The 13,877-nt window shown below is 69.0% G+C and carries 14 protein-coding genes; 9 read left to right on the forward strand and 5 right to left on the reverse strand.

What is annotated here, in order from left to right:
* Positions 1 to 12: 12 nt before the first annotated feature.
* From JNUCC0626_RS45055 to JNUCC0626_RS45065, 3 genes are read right to left on the reverse strand one after another with little or no spacing between them, the layout of a single operon-like run.
* Entirely contained in the window at positions 13 to 654 is a 642-nt protein-coding gene (locus JNUCC0626_RS45055) for a response regulator (RefSeq protein ID WP_394616727.1), read from the reverse strand.
* A 10-nt stretch (positions 655 to 664) separates the two neighbouring features.
* Positions 665 to 2,134 carry a sensor histidine kinase gene (locus JNUCC0626_RS45060; RefSeq protein WP_394616728.1) on the reverse strand — a complete coding sequence of 490 codons (1,470 nt, stop codon included), beginning with the start codon at positions 2,132 to 2,134 and terminating at the stop codon, positions 665 to 667.
* Positions 2,131 to 3,624 carry a sensor histidine kinase gene (locus JNUCC0626_RS45065; RefSeq protein ID WP_394616729.1) on the reverse strand — a complete coding sequence of 498 codons (1,494 nt, stop codon included), beginning with the start codon at positions 3,622 to 3,624 and terminating at the stop codon, positions 2,131 to 2,133. The genes JNUCC0626_RS45060 and JNUCC0626_RS45065 overlap by 4 nt, the downstream gene beginning before the upstream one ends.
* Before the next feature lie 247 nt (positions 3,625 to 3,871).
* Here JNUCC0626_RS45065 and argC point away from each other — a divergent pair, with 247 nt between their 5' ends.
* Genes argC through JNUCC0626_RS45110 form a run of 9 tightly spaced genes read left to right on the forward strand, consistent with a single transcriptional unit; the run spans position 3,872 to position 11,755 of the window.
* A complete protein-coding gene (gene argC, locus JNUCC0626_RS45070) occupies positions 3,872 to 4,888 on the forward strand; it encodes an N-acetyl-gamma-glutamyl-phosphate reductase (RefSeq protein ID WP_394616730.1) in 1,017 nt (338 codons plus the stop codon).
* Positions 4,885 to 6,057, forward strand: coding sequence for a bifunctional glutamate N-acetyltransferase/amino-acid acetyltransferase ArgJ (argJ, locus tag JNUCC0626_RS45075; protein ID WP_394616731.1), 1,173 nt, complete (start codon positions 4,885 to 4,887; stop codon positions 6,055 to 6,057). Before argC ends, argJ begins: the two co-directional genes overlap by 4 nt.
* Positions 6,054 to 6,926: an acetylglutamate kinase gene (gene argB / locus JNUCC0626_RS45080; RefSeq protein WP_394616732.1), complete on the forward strand. Its 873-nt coding sequence runs from the start codon at positions 6,054 to 6,056 to the stop codon at positions 6,924 to 6,926. Before argJ ends, argB begins: the two co-directional genes overlap by 4 nt.
* Positions 6,923 to 8,080 carry an acetylornithine transaminase gene (locus tag JNUCC0626_RS45085; protein ID WP_394616733.1) on the forward strand — a complete coding sequence of 386 codons (1,158 nt, stop codon included), beginning with the start codon at positions 6,923 to 6,925 and terminating at the stop codon, positions 8,078 to 8,080. The genes argB and JNUCC0626_RS45085 overlap by 4 nt, the downstream gene beginning before the upstream one ends.
* Positions 8,077 to 9,009, forward strand: coding sequence for an ornithine carbamoyltransferase (argF, locus tag JNUCC0626_RS45090; RefSeq protein ID WP_394616734.1), 933 nt, complete (start codon positions 8,077 to 8,079; stop codon positions 9,007 to 9,009). Before JNUCC0626_RS45085 ends, argF begins: the two co-directional genes overlap by 4 nt.
* Positions 9,006 to 9,491: an arginine repressor gene (locus JNUCC0626_RS45095; protein ID WP_394616735.1), complete on the forward strand. Its 486-nt coding sequence runs from the start codon at positions 9,006 to 9,008 to the stop codon at positions 9,489 to 9,491. The genes argF and JNUCC0626_RS45095 overlap by 4 nt, the downstream gene beginning before the upstream one ends.
* Complete coding sequence (locus JNUCC0626_RS45100) at positions 9,484 to 9,750, forward strand: argininosuccinate synthase (RefSeq protein WP_394616736.1); 267 nt, start codon at positions 9,484 to 9,486, stop codon at positions 9,748 to 9,750. Before JNUCC0626_RS45095 ends, JNUCC0626_RS45100 begins: the two co-directional genes overlap by 8 nt.
* Before the next feature lie 12 nt (positions 9,751 to 9,762).
* A complete protein-coding gene (gene argH / locus JNUCC0626_RS45105; RefSeq protein ID WP_394616737.1) occupies positions 9,763 to 11,154 on the forward strand; it encodes an argininosuccinate lyase in 1,392 nt (463 codons plus the stop codon).
* On the forward strand, positions 11,144 to 11,755 hold the full coding sequence (locus JNUCC0626_RS45110; protein WP_394616738.1) for a DNA-3-methyladenine glycosylase: 612 nt from the start codon (positions 11,144 to 11,146) through the stop codon (positions 11,753 to 11,755). Before argH ends, JNUCC0626_RS45110 begins: the two co-directional genes overlap by 11 nt.
* Here JNUCC0626_RS45110 and JNUCC0626_RS45115 read toward each other — a convergent pair.
* Positions 11,739 to 12,830, reverse strand: coding sequence for a TIR domain-containing protein (locus tag JNUCC0626_RS45115; protein ID WP_394616739.1), 1,092 nt, complete (start codon positions 12,828 to 12,830; stop codon positions 11,739 to 11,741). The genes JNUCC0626_RS45110 and JNUCC0626_RS45115 overlap by 17 nt on opposite strands.
* Positions 12,827 to 13,870 carry a toll/interleukin-1 receptor domain-containing protein gene (locus tag JNUCC0626_RS45120; protein WP_394616740.1) on the reverse strand — a complete coding sequence of 348 codons (1,044 nt, stop codon included), beginning with the start codon at positions 13,868 to 13,870 and terminating at the stop codon, positions 12,827 to 12,829. Before JNUCC0626_RS45120 ends, JNUCC0626_RS45115 begins: the two co-directional genes overlap by 4 nt.
* Positions 13,871 to 13,877 lie beyond the last annotated feature (7 nt).

Genomic DNA, 13,877 nt, shown 5'->3' on the forward strand with positions numbered 1-13,877 from the left:
ACGACCCGCTGATCACGACCGGGTCAGGCCGGCGTCGTGCGCGATGATGGCGGCCTGCACGCGGTTCGCGACCTCCAGCTTGGGCAGGATCCGGCTGATGTGCGCCTTCACCGTGCCGGTCGCCATGAAGAGCTGCTCGCCGATCTCGGTGTTGGACAGCCCTTCGCCCACCAGCTTGAGCACACCCCGTTCGGTCTCGGTCAGCGCGTCGATCTTGCGGCGCGCGTCCGACCCGTCGTTCGGCGCGGTCAGGTGCCTCTCGATGAGGCGCTTGGTGATCTGCGGCGCCAGGATCGGTTCGCCCGCGGCTGCCTTGCGCACGGCGGTGATCAACTCCTGTGGGGGCGTGTCCTTCAGCAGGAACCCGGTCGCGCCGACCTTCAACGCCTGCGCCACGTAGGAGTCCTCGCCGAACGTCGTGAGCATGACGACGTTGACCCGCGCCGCGATCTGCTCGGCCGCCTTCAACCCGTCGCCGCCGGGCATGCGGATGTCGAGCAACGCCACGTCGATCGTGTGCTTCAACGTCAGCTCGACGGCCTGCCTGCCGTCGCTCGCCTCGGCCACCACGGTGATCTCGGGGTCGTTCTCCAGGATCAGCCGGATGCCGGCGCGCATGAGCGTTTCGTCGTCGGCGATGAGAACTCGGATCACGACGAGCACATTACGGGCGTTCCTGCTCCTTCGAGGACAGAACGCCGTCGCGGAAGCACAGCTTGTAGATCAGGTCTGTGTTGTGCGACGTCACGAACCGCGAGCAGCCGTCCACCCCGAGCTGCCCGACGCCGTACTGCTCGTAGATGTCGCCCTCAGCTGTGACGCCCACCTTCAGCGAGTCGAAGTACGGCGCGTTCATCTGCGTCGGGTTCAGCAACGCGAAGAGCAGCAACACGATCAACGCGCCCGCGATCGGCAGCAGCGCCAGCAGTCCGAGACATCCACCGCCCAGCACCCGCGGCACCGTCAGGACCTCGGCGGCCAGCGGTGGAGGCACCTCCGCCACCTCGGCCCCGGCCGGTAGCTGGGACTGCGGGTGCGTCGGCAGGTCGGCCGCCACCCGGAACCCGCCCTCGATCGGAGGGCCCGCGCTGAACGACCCGCCGAGCAGGCCGACGCGTTCCTCCAGGCCGATCAGACCGCGCCGCGCACCCTGGCCGGGACCTGCCGCCGACGGACCGTTGAGGATCTGGAGGCGCACACGTCCGGCCTGCACGGTGACCTGCACCCGAGTACGGGCCTGAGGGGCGTGCTTCTGCACGTTGGTCAACGCCTCACGCACGACGCGATGTACCGCACGGCGCGTGCGCGGGTCCGCACCGTGCAGGTCCTCACCGGACCAGTCGAGCGCCGCGGTGAGCCCGGAGGAGTCGACCAGGTCCGCGATGTCGGACCGGGTGCCGGTGTCCTCGTCGAGCGACTCGGGTTCGGGGTTGGTCCGCAGCACCCCGAGGATCTCGCGCAGTTCCGCCATCGCGAGGGACGACGTCGTGCGGATCAGCTCGGCCTGTTCGTGCAGCTGCGGTGCCTTGGTGGCGGTCGTGAGTTCCAACGCGCCCGCGTGGATCGAGATCAGACTGAGCCGGTGCCCGAGCATGTCGTGCATCTCGCCCGCGATGTGCGCGCGTTCCTCCGAACGAGCCGACGCCGCGGTGAGCGCGCGCGCCCGTTCCAGGTACTCGTTGCGCTCCTGCAGCAGCCGGACCATCGGACGGCGGCGGCCGAGCAGCATCCCCGACACGGCCGGGAACAGCACGAAGAAGATCGACCCGAGGAACGCGCCGAGCAGCGACTCCCAGAGCGGCATGCTCCGGTAGCTCTCCTGGAGCTGGTTGAACGCGGTCTGCAGCAGGGTCATGATCCCGAGCAGCGCCCACAACCTGCCGAGGCGCGGCACCCGCCGGCACGCCGTGAAGACCACGAACACCGTGATGGCCTGCGCCCACAGGTTGTTCACCGCGAACAGCGGCGCGGTCAGCAGCAGCGCCCACTCGGGTTTGCGCGGCGCGAACCACACGAGCGCGGCGATCCACAACGCCGACGCGACGGTCATCGCCGGGTGGGGGACAGGTGCCAGCGGCGCGATCAACGGCACCAGTCCGACCACGAACGCCAGCGACGGCCACACGAACCTCATCGGGCCAGCTCCCTCTTCGTGGTCATCCGGCCCGATTCGCGGTCGAAGCACAGCTCGAAGTCGAGGTCGCCGGAGTCGCGCACGTGGTAGCGGTAGCAGCCGGCGTTGCTCGACGGCACCCCGAACCCGTACGTCTCGGTGATCTCCTCCTCGTGCGTGACCGAGACCTGCGTGGCGTCGAACTCCTGGCGGCTCATCTCGGGGCGGCTGAACACCGCGACGACCAGCAGCACGAACGCCGTGCCGAGCGCCGGGATCACCGACAGCGTCGCGAGGCAGCCACTGCCGACCACCCGCGGCACGGTCAGGATCTCGGCGGTGATCGGCGGTGGCGCCACCGTCACGGTGCCCGTCGCACCCGTCTCCTCCTGGACGACCGGGTGCAGCGGCAGGTCGGCCGCGACCCGGAACCCGCCGGTCACGGGCATCCCGGCGAGGAACTGACCGCCGATCAGCTCGACCCGTTCCTCCAGCCCGATGAGTCCGCGCCGGGTGCCACCGCCCCGGGGTGAGCTGCTCGGACCGTTGACGATCTCGACGCGCACCCGTTCGGTGACGCTCACCACCACGCGTGTGCGTGCCGTCGGCGCGTGCTTGTGCACGTTCGTGAGTGCTTCCCGCACGACGCGATGGACCGCTCTGCGCAGTCGTGCGTCGGCGTTGGCCAGGTCGTCGCCGGACCACTCCAGGTGCACGCTGACACCTGCTGCTGTGGACGCCGCCACGAGCCGTTCGACGTCAACGCGCGTACCGGCGTCCTCGCTGGCCTCGATCGTGCCGAGCACGCCGAGGATCTCCTGGAGTTCCTCCATCGCGACGGCGGACGTCTTGCGGATCAGCTCGACCTGTTCGCGCAGTTCCGGGGCCTGTTCGGCGGCGGATCGCTCCAACGCCCCGGCGTGCGCGGTGAGTTGCCGGAGCCGGTGGCTGAGCATGTCGTGCATCTCGCCGGCGATGTGTGCGCGCGTGTCCGACCTCGCGGTGCTCGCGGTCAACGCGCGCGCGTGTTCCAGGTAGTCGTTGCGCTCCATCAGGACCTGCGTCAACGGCTTGCGCCGCCCGACGAGCGCCCCCGCGACCGCCGGGAAGACCAGCAGGAACAACGCGGAGAAGGCGGTGCCGAGCAGGTACTCGATCAGGCTGTCGCCCGCCCGCCACGAGTGCAGGGCGCCGAACCCGGCCTGGAGCACCGTTGTGACGCCGAGCAACGCCCAGAGCTGCGCCTGCGACCGGATCGACCGGCCCGCGCGGAACACCACGAGCGACGTCGGGGCGATCGCGAGCAGGTTGTTCACACCGTTGAGGGGAGCGGTCAGCACGATCGCCCAACGCGGCCAGCGCGCGCTGATCGGCACCAGCGCGGCGGCCCAGACCGCCGACAGCACGATCAGCCACGGTTCGACGGGCCTGCCGAGCGGCGCCACCAGCGACACCAGCGCGAGCAGGAAGGCAGCGGCCGCCCACAACCCGTCGCGCACCTTCACGTTCACGCCGATCATCATGGCCGACCGCTCGCAGCGACCCACAGCGCCAGGTGGCTCCCACCAAGTGGCCACCTGGCCAATGTTGTGTTTGTCGGCCGCTGCTCCGCAGGCGGCGGCGAGTTCGCCGGGAAGCCGGTCGTCCGGCCTCCGCTTCGCGCCGAATCGCCTTCGGCGGTTGACCCGAAGGGGAGGCCGGACGACCGGCGCGAACTCGCGGTTGAGTGAGTTTGCATGAACGTGCATAATCATGCGTATGACAGTGAGGATCGCGGTCGCGGGCGCCAGCGGGTACGCGGGTGGCGAGCTGCTCCGCCTGCTACTGGGCCACCCGGACGTCGAGATCGGCGCGCTGACCGCCAACAGCAGCGCCGGTGACAAGCTGCTCCAGCACCAGCCGCACCTCCTGCCGCTCGCCGACCGAGAGCTACAAGACACCACAGTCGAGACCCTCAAGGGCCACGACGTGGTCTTCCTCGCACTACCCCACGGTCACTCAGCAGCGCTCGCCGAGCAACTCGGGGACGACACAGTCGTGATCGACTGCGGCGCCGACCACCGGCTGACCAGCGCGGACGACTGGACCCGGTGGTACGGCGGGGAGCACGCGGGTACCTGGCCGTACGGGCTGCCGGAGCTTCCCAACGGGCGGGACGCACTCGTGGGCGCACGCCGCGTAGCCGTGCCCGGCTGCTACCCGACCGTCTCTTCTTTGGCGCTCGCACCGGCCGTGGACCTCATCGAGGACGAGGTCGTCATCGTCGCCGTGTCGGGTACGTCCGGCGCCGGCAAGTCGCTCAAGACGAACCTGCTCGGGTCCGAGGTCATGGGGTCCGCCAGCGCGTACGGCGTCGGCGGCGCGCACCGGCACACGCCCGAGATCACCCAGAACTTGAGCGCCGCGGCCGGTCGTCCGATCAAGGTCAGCTTCACGCCGGTGCTCGCGCCGATGTCCCGGGGCATCCTCGCGACCTGCACGGCAGCCTTGAAAGACACCGGCGCAAACGTTCGCGAGGCCTACGAGAAGGCGTACGCGGACGAGCCGTTCGTGCACGTTCTGCCCGAAGGACTCTGGCCGACGACGAACGCCGTGCTGGGTTCGAACGCCGTCCAGCTGCAAGTCACCGTCGACGCCGACCTCGGCCGGCTCGTGGTCGTGGCCGCCGTCGACAACCTGGCCAAGGGCACCGCGGGTGCCGCTGTCCAGTGCATGAACCTCGCTCTCGGACTGCCGGAAACGACCGGCCTCTCGACCGTTGGAGTCGCTCCGTGAACCGCAACAAGGGCGTCACCGGACCCCAGGGGTTCCGCGCTGCCGGAATCGCCGCCGGGATCAAGGAATCCGGTGCACTCGATCTGACGCTCGTCGTGAACGACGGGCCGTCCGACGCCGCCGCGGGTGTCTTCACCACGAACAAGGTGAAGGCCGCCCCGGTGTTGTGGTCGCAGCAGGTGATCCAGTCCCGGCGCCTCACCGCGGTCGTGCTGAACTCCGGTGGCGCCAACGCGTGCACCGGTCCCGAGGGCTTCCAGGACACCCACGCCACCGCCGAGAAGGTCGCCGAGGTGCTCGGCACCGGCGCGGTCGACGTCGCGGTCTGCTCCACCGGCCTGATCGGCGAGCGCCTGCCGATGGACAAGATCCTGACCGGCGTCGAGAACGTCGCGAAGGAGCTGGACTCGTCGGTCGAGGCCGGGCTGAACGCGGCCACCGGCGTGATGACCACGGACAGCCGCCCCAAGCAGTCCTGGAAGGCGTCCGAGCAGGGCTGGTCGGTCGGCGGGTTCGTGAAGGGCGCGGGCATGCTCGCCCCGAACATGGCCACCATGCTGTCGGTGATCACGACCGACGCCAAGATCTCCGGCGAGCAGCTGGACCAGGCGTTGCGCCAGGCCGTGTCGCGCACGTTCGACCGCCTCGACGTCGACGGCGGCACGTCCACCAACGACACCGTGCTGGTGCTCGCGTCGGGTGCCTCGAACGTCGAGCCGTCGTTCGACGACTTCGTGGCGTTGCTGACCGAGGTCGCGGGCGACCTGGTCAAGCAGCTGCAGGGTGACGCCGAGGGCGTGACCAAGGAGGTCAGCATCACCGTCAGGCAGGCCGCCACCGAGGCCGAGGCCGTCCACATCGGACGGACCGTCGCCGAGGACAACCTGGTGAAGACGGCGTTGTTCGGCAGCGACCCCAACTGGGGCCGGATCGCGATGGCCCTGGGCCGCGCGGACGCCGAGATCGACCCGGACGTCCTGCAGATCATCATCAACGGCGTCTCGTTGTACCGCAACGGAACCCGCGACCGCGACCGAAGTGAAGCCGACCTCTCCGGCCGCGACATCGAGATCGTCATCGACCTCAACGTCGGCGAGGCCGAAGCCACCGTGCTCACCACGGACCTGTCCCACGACTACGTCGAAGAGAACAGCGCGTACTCCTCATGAACCCACAAGAGAAGGCGGCAGTCCTCGTCGAGGCGCTGCCGTGGCTGGAACGCTTCCGCGGCGCGTTGGTGGTCGTCAAGTACGGCGGCAACGCCATGGTCGACGACGAGCTGAAGAAGGCGTTCGCCGAGGACATGGTGTTCCTGCGGCTGTGCGGTCTGCGCCCGGTCGTGGTGCACGGCGGCGGCCCGCAGATCAAGTCGATGCTGGACAAGCTCGGCATCCACAGCGAGTTCCGCGGCGGCCTGCGCGTCACCACGCCCGAGGCCATGGACGTCGTGCGGATGGTCCTGGTCGGCCAGGTCGGGCGCGAGCTCGTCGGCCTGATCAACCAGCACGGCCCGTACGCCGTCGGCATCTCCGGCGAGGACGCGCACCTGTTCACGGCCACGCGTCGTGGTGCTGTCGTCGATGGCGAGGAGGTCGACATCGGCCTCGTCGGCGACATCACCGAGGTCAACCCGGACGCGGTGCTCGACATCGTGCGTGCGGGCCGTATCCCGGTCGTGTCGTCGGTGGCGCCGGACGTGCACGGCGTGCCGCACAACGTGAACGCGGACACGGCGGCGGGTGCGCTGGCCGTGGCGTTGGGTGCGGAGAAGCTCGTCGTGCTGACGGACGTCGAGGGCCTGTACTCGAACTGGCCCGACAAGTCGTCGCTGGTGGACCAGATCCGCGCCGCCGAGTTGGAGAAGATCCTGCCGGACCTGGAAAGCGGCATGGTGCCGAAGATGGAGGCCTGCCTGCGCGCGGTGCGCGGCGGTGTCCCGCAGGCGCACGTGATCGACGGGCGGCTGGCTCACAGCGTTCTGCTCGAAGTCTTCACCTCCGAAGGTGTGGGGACGATGGTGTTGGGGGACAACAAATGACCACCCGCTGGCAACAGTCCATGATGGACAATTACGGCACGCCGACGTTGCAACTCGAACGCGGTGAGGGCGCGCACGTCTGGGACGCCGACGGCAACCGCTACGTCGACCTGCTGACCGGTCTCGCGGTCAACGCGCTGGGCCACGCGCACCCGGCGATCGTCGAGGCGGTCTCGACGCAGATCGCGAAGCTCGGCCACACCGGCAACCTGTACGTCAACGAGCCCGCGCTGAAGCTCGCCGAACGCCTGCTGGACCTCGCGGGCGAGCCCGGCAAGGTCTTCTTCTGCAACTCCGGCGCCGAGGCCAACGAGGCGGCGCTGAAGATGGCGCGCCTCACCGGCCGCACGAAGATCATCTCCACGCTCGGCGGGTTCCACGGCCGCACCATGGGCGCGTTGACGCTCACCGGCCAGCAGCCGAAGCGCGCGCCGTTCGAGCCGTTGGTGCCCGGCGTCGAGCACGTGCCGTTCGGTGACATCGCGGCGTTGGAAGCGGCGATCGACGACGACACCGCGGCGTTCATCGTCGAGCCGATCCAGGGCGAGCAGGGCGTCATGGTGCCGCCCGCCGGCTACCTGCAGGAGGTCCGCCGGATCACCTCCGAGCACGGCGCGCTGTTCATCCTCGACGAGGTGCAGACCGGCATCGGCCGTCTCGGCACCTGGTTCGCGTTCCAGCAGGCCGGGATCGTGCCGGACGTCCTGACGCTCGCCAAGGGCATCGGCGGCGGACTCCCGCTGGGCGCCACGATCGGGTTCGGCGCGGCCGCCGACCTGTTCAAGCCCGGCCACCACGGCACCACCTACGGCGGCAACCCGGTGTGCTGCGCGGCCGGACTCGCCGTGCTCGACACCATCGCCTCCGAAGGCCTGCTCGAGCACGTCTCGGCCGTGGGCAAGGAGATCGCCGCCGGCGTCGAGGCGTTGCACCACCCCGCGATCACCGGGGTCCGGGGCGCCGGCCTGCTGCTCGGCATCACGCTGCGCGAGGCGGTCTCGGCGAAGGCCGCGGCGGCCGCGCAGAAGGCCGGTTACCTGATCAACCCGATCCAGCCCGACGTGCTGCGGCTCGCCCCGCCGCTCGTGCTGGAGCAGTCCGACGCGCAGGCCTTCGTCGCCGCGCTCCCCACCTTCTTCGAGGAGACGCAGTGACGTTGAGGCACTTCCTTCGGGACGACGATCTTTCCACCGAGGAGCAGGCGGCCGTCCTCGACCTCGCGGACGTGTACAAGGCGGACCGGTTCACCGCGAAGCCGTTGGCGGGCCCCAAATCCGTCGCCGTGATCTTCGAGAAGAACTCGACCCGCACGCGGCTCTCGTTCGAGGTCGGCATCGCCCAGCTCGGCGGCAACCCGGTGATCATCGACGGCCGGTCGATGCAACTGGGCCGCGAGGAGACCATCGAGGACACCTCGCGGATCCTGTCCGGGTACGTGGACGCGGTGGTGTGGCGGACGTTCGCACAGGCCCGCATGGAGGCCATGGCGTCCGTGTCGCGCATCCCCGTCGTGAACGCGCTGACCGACGAGTTCCACCCGTGCCAGGTGCTCGCGGACCTGCAGACGATCCGCCGCCGTTATGGCCGGTTGGCCGGTCTGACGCTGACGTACCTGGGCGATGGCGCCAACAACATGGCGCACTCTCTGCTGCTGGGCGGCGCCACGGCGGGTATGCACGTCCGCATCGGCGCGCCCGCCGGGTTCGTGCCGAACCCGCAGATCCTGGAGGACGCCAAGAAGCGCGCCGCCGAGACCGGTGGCTCGGTGACGTTGATCAGCGACCCGCAGGCGTCGGTCGACGGCTCGGACGTGCTGGTCACCGACACCTGGACGTCGATGGGGCAGGAGAACGACGGCAAGGACCGCGTCGGCCCGTTCCGCCCGTACCAGGTGAACGACGCGCTGCTGGCCGCGACCGGGAAGCCGGACTCGACGGTGCTGCACTGCCTGCCCGCGCACCGCGGCTGGGAGATCACCGACGAGGTGCTCGACGGCCCGCAGTCGCTCGTGTGGCAGGAAGCGGAGAACCGGCTGCACGCGCAGAAGGCGTTGCTCGTGTGGTTGCTGGAGCAGTCGTCATGACTCGCACCGCCCGTCAGGGGCGCATCGTCGAGATGGTGTCGCATCAGGCCGTGCGCAGTCAGTCCGAACTCGCGAAGCTGCTTGCGGCGGAAGGCATCGACGTCACGCAGGCCACGTTGTCGCGCGACCTGGACGAGCTCGGCGCGGTCAAGCTGCGCGGACCTGACGGCGGTGCGCCGGTCTACGTGATCCCCGAGGACGGCAGTCCGGTGCGCGGGGTCCAGGGCGGCACCACGCGCCTGGTCCGGGTGCTGGGGGAGTTGCTGGTCTCGACGGACCACTCCGGCAACCTCGCGGTGCTGCGCACTCCTCCCGGTGCGGCGCAGTTCCTGGCGTCGGCGCTCGACCGCGCGGCATTGCACGAGGTAGTCGGCACGATAGCGGGGGACGACACGATCCTGGTCGTGGCGCGTGAACCGATGACCGGGGCCGAGCTCGCCGACCGGATCACCGCGCTCGCGTCGGGCGAGCTCGATGAGTGACCCCGTGCACGCCGTGGTGACGTTCGACGGTGGCGTGGTCGTGGCGGTGGACGGCGAGACGGTGTCCGTCGCCGAGGCCGTCCGAGAGCTCAACTTCCGCGCCGGCGTGGTCAAGTCCAGTCTGGGCTCGGTCGCGTTGCGCGTGGCACGAATGGCCTTGCCGTCCGGGTTCGGCGAGGTCGACGTCGCGCTGCACGAGGGGCGCGTCGTCGGGCTGGTGGCCCGTTCGGAAGAATCGCTGTACGACTTCGCTAGCTGAAAGTTGCGTCTGATGAGTTCTTTGTGGGGTGGCCGGTTCGAGTCGGGACCGGCCGAGGCGATGGCGCGGTTGTCGCTGTCGACGCACTTCGACTGGCGGCTCGCGCCGTACGACATCGCGGGCTCGCGCGCGCACGCCCGTGTGCTGCACGCGGCGGCGTTGCTGACCGACGACGAGCTCGCGGGCATGCAGAAGGCGCTCGACGAACTGCTCGCCGACGTCGAGTCCGGCGCGTTCACCCCGGTGCTGGAGGACGAGGACGTCCACACGGCGCTGGAGCGGGGCCTGATCGACCGCGCCGGCACCGAGCTCGGCGGCAAGCTGCGCGCGGGCCGTTCGCGCAACGATCAGGTGGCGACGCTGTTCCGGATGTGGCTGCGCGACGCCGCCCGCCGAGTCGCCGCCGGTGTGCTGGACGTGGTCGACGCGCTGGCCGCCCAGTCCGAGACGCACTTCGGTGCCGTGATGCCGGGCCGCACGCACCTGCAGTCCGCGCAGCCCGTGCTGCTCTCGCACCACCTCCTCGCGCACGCGCACTCGCTGCTGCGCGACGTCGACCGCCTGCACGACTGGGACAAGCGCGCCGCGTTCTCCCCGTACGGCTCCGGCGCCCTGGCCGGTTCGTCGCTGGGCCTCGACCCGGCGAAGGTGGCCGCGGACCTGGGCTTCTACGCGCCGGTCGAGAACTCGATCGACGGCACCGCCTCGCGCGACTTCGCCGCCGAGATCGCGTTCGTGCTGGCCATGGTCAGCGTGAACCTCTCGCGGATCGCCGAGGAGATCATCATCTGGACCACCGCCGAGTTCCGCTTCGCGGTCCTCGACGACGCCTGGTCGACCGGCAGCTCGATCATGCCGCAGAAGAAGAACCCGGACGTGGCCGAACTGGCGCGCGGCAAGTCGGGCCGCCTGATCGGCAACCTCGCGGGGTTGTTGGCGACGCTGAAGGCCCAGCCGCTCGCCTACAACCGCGACCTGCAGGAGGACAAGGAGCCGCTGTTCGACTCGGTCGAGCAGCTCGAACTCCTTCTCCCAGCCTTCGCGGGCATGGTGGCGACGCTTCGATTCGACGTTTCTCGCATGGCGTCTTTGGCTCCCGCCGGCTTCACCCTGGCCACCGACATCGCGGAATGGCTGGTGCGCCAGGGAGTTCCGTTCCGCGTGGCCCACGAGGCAGCCGGCGCGTGTGTCCGCGCCGCCGAGTCCCGCGGCGTAGGCCTGGAGGAGCTGACCGACGAGGAGTTCGTCGCGATCTCGCCGTCCCTGACGCCGGACGTCCGCTCGGTGCTCACCGTCGAGGGCTCGATCGCGTCCCGCGACGCGCACGGCGGCACGGCCCCCGTGCGCGTCCGCGAACAGCTCGACGCACTCGTGGCAAAGGCCGCTGCCGCACGTGAGTTCTAGGCTGCTGACCAGGGAGGAGCTGGCCATCGACCCGGTCGATGCGTCCCGGCTCCTCCTCGGTTCGTACCTGGAAGCCGGCGGCGTGCGCGTGCGCATCGTCGAGGTGGAGGCGTACCGGGGCGGCGACGACCCGGCGTCGCACTGCTACCGCGGCAAGACCCCGCGCAACGAGGTGATGTTCGGCCCTGCCGGCTTCCTGTACGTCTACTTCGTCTACGGCATGCACTTCTGCGCCAACGTCGTGACTTTGACCGACGGCGTGCCGGGCGCGGTGCTGCTGCGCGCGGGCGAAGTCGTCTCCGGCGAGGACATCGCCTTCTCTCGACGCCCCGCATCACGTTCCGCCGCCGAACTGGCCAAGGGCCCCGCACGGCTGTGCAAGGTCCTCGGGCTCGATCGCTCGCAGAACGGTCTTGAGCTGACGTCCGCTTCGTCGCCCGTGCGGCTCTACGCAGCAGATGAACCGGCCACGGTCGTGCACTCCGGTCCGCGCGTGGGTGTTGCCGTGGCGATGGATGTGCCGTGGCGGTTCTGGATCGACTCTCCGGCCGTCTCGACCTACAAACGGGGCGGCAAGAAGCGTCCTACCGGCGCCGCTTGACCTGCTCGAGCGCGGCCAGGAACGCGGTCGCGAGTTCTGGCGAGATCTTGAACTTCAGAGGTGATTCCAGGCTGGTCTCCACCGCCGCGATGTCGATGCCGGTGTCGATCTCCTCGCCGGTGACGGCTCGCTCGACCAGAGTGGCGGAGGCGGCGCGCAGCGTGTGCACGGTGCTGTGCATTGCGCGCAGTTGTGCATCAGCGAAGCTCGCCTGGAGTCGGGACGCCTCACGCGCAGCCTCTCGGGCGTAGCTCGTGCCGTGAATGGCGCGGGCCCACTCCAAGAAGTCGTTGAAGATCCTTACGAACGTGTCTCCGAGATTGATGATGTCGTTGGGGTCATCCTTGTCTTCACCGCCGAAGACTTCTTTCCGCTTGTCGTCGCTGAACGTGTCCCGAGTGGTCGTGATGAGCTCGTTCAGCAGGATGTTGCGGTTGTCGATCGACTCCAGCCCGTCACCCTGCTCGATGGCCTGGTTGAGCGGGGCGTACCTGCGGAAGTGATCTCTGTACTTCCCCTCGAGACCGTTCCACCCCTGCCAGATCACGGCGGTGTACAGCAGGTACTTCCAGCCGGCCGGCTTCTCGCGCAGGAGCGCGGCGATGCTGTTCGCGTCGACCGGCGTCAGGTGCGTGAACGCCGAACGATGCTGCGCCAGCTTCTGAACCACCGCTTGGCAGATCTTCTCCCTGCCGTGTGTGTGGAGGTCCAGGTGCTGCACGACAGGCAAGAGCCCGGGGAGTCGAGTGCCATCGAGCCTCACCGGCAGCAAGAACTCTTCGTCCAGCTCTGTGGCCCGTGACTGCGCGGCCTGACGTTCCACCTTGGCCAGCACGTCGGTGAGGTAGTGCTTCGAGATGAACAACAGTCCGTGCCGGACGCGCTTCTGGTAGATCCGCGGCAGGTGTTCGACCAGGTTCTTGCCCCAGTTGTCGATCACCCGGTCTTCGCGGTCGTACACCCGCACCTCGAGCTCGGCGAGTCTGTGCAGGATCGGCAGGACCTCATCCCGATCCGCGCCGGCGTAGGACGCCGCGACGTCGAAGTCGTATTCGTGCTCCTCGTCGCCGCTCATCGGGACAACCGCTCCAGAGCGTTCTTGAACTCGACCTCCAGTGAGGGTTCCACCTCGAACACCAACTGCACCGTCACGTCGATGATCTCGCCGGCCGTCAACCGCTCGACCAACGTGTCCGCGACCTCGCTCAGGCGCTGCGCGACCTTGAACATCTCTTTCAGCTGCCGGTCCGCGAACCTGGCTTGCACACGAGCTGCCCGGCGGGCGTTCTCGTCGGAGTAGCTGGTGCCGTGGATTCCACGTGCCCACTCGAGGATCTCGTCGAACGTCCTGACGAACAGCTTGCCCAGGTGCACGATGTGGTCGGCATCGCCCGTCTCGCCCGCGCGGCCGAACGCGGCCTCCTGCGTGGCCGGGGTGAAGACCGATTCGACCGCCACCGCGATGATCTCGCTCAGCAGCACGTTGCGGTCGCGGATCAGCCCGATGCCGTTCCCGTGCTCGACGGTGCCGTTGCGCGGGGAGTACCGGAGGAAGTGTTCGCGGTACTTCGGCTGCAGCTCCTCAAGTCCTTGGGTCACCACGGTTGCGTAAAGCAGGTACTCCCAGCCCTTCGGCTTCTCCAACGCGAGCGCGGCCACCGACTGCGCCGTCACCGGGGTCACGGCGCGGAACTCCGCGCGGTGCTGCGCGAGCTTTTGCGCGACGGCGCGCGCGATCAGGTCGGGGCTGTGCTTGCGCAGGTCCAGGAAGCCGGTGGTCCGCAGCAGGCCGGGAACTTCGGTGTCGTCGAGTTTGATGGGCAGCACGTACTCGTTCTGCTGAGCCAACGCCCGTGCCTGCACCACGCGGCGTTCGTGCTGTGCCCAGTCGTGCTCGACGTAGTGCTGAGAAGCGAACATCAGCACGTAACGGACCTTGTCGGTCAACGTCTCCGTGATGTGCTCGATCAGGTTCTTGCCCCAACGTGCGACGAGATGGTCGTCGTCGTAGTAGACGTTGACGCCGAGTTCCTTCAGACGTTGGAGGATCGGGAGCACGCGCTCCCGATCCTTCTCCGCGAACGACGGGGCAACGTCGAATTCGTACTCGGCCACCCCGCCA

Source organism: Lentzea sp. JNUCC 0626, assembly GCF_043632865.1.
Taxonomy (GTDB): Bacteria; Actinomycetota; Actinomycetes; order Mycobacteriales; family Pseudonocardiaceae; genus Lentzea.

Excerpts from the sequence above, each read along its gene's own strand:
- JNUCC0626_RS45060 (WP_394616728.1), bottom strand. The coding sequence starts at position 2,134 with ATGAGGTTCGTGTGGCCGTCGCTGGCGTTCGTGGTCGGACTGGTGCCG.
- argC (WP_394616730.1), top strand. The coding sequence starts at position 3,872 with ATGACAGTGAGGATCGCGGTCGCGGGCGCCAGCGGGTACGCGGGTGGC.
- argB (WP_394616732.1), top strand. The coding sequence starts at position 6,054 with ATGAACCCACAAGAGAAGGCGGCAGTCCTCGTCGAGGCGCTGCCGTGG.
- JNUCC0626_RS45085 (WP_394616733.1), top strand. The coding sequence starts at position 6,923 with ATGACCACCCGCTGGCAACAGTCCATGATGGACAATTACGGCACGCCG.
- JNUCC0626_RS45095 (WP_394616735.1), top strand. The coding sequence starts at position 9,006 with ATGACTCGCACCGCCCGTCAGGGGCGCATCGTCGAGATGGTGTCGCAT.
- JNUCC0626_RS45100 (WP_394616736.1), top strand. The coding sequence starts at position 9,484 with ATGAGTGACCCCGTGCACGCCGTGGTGACGTTCGACGGTGGCGTGGTC.
- argH (WP_394616737.1), top strand. The coding sequence starts at position 9,763 with ATGAGTTCTTTGTGGGGTGGCCGGTTCGAGTCGGGACCGGCCGAGGCG.
- JNUCC0626_RS45115 (WP_394616739.1), bottom strand. The coding sequence starts at position 12,830 with ATGAGCGGCGACGAGGAGCACGAATACGACTTCGACGTCGCGGCGTCC.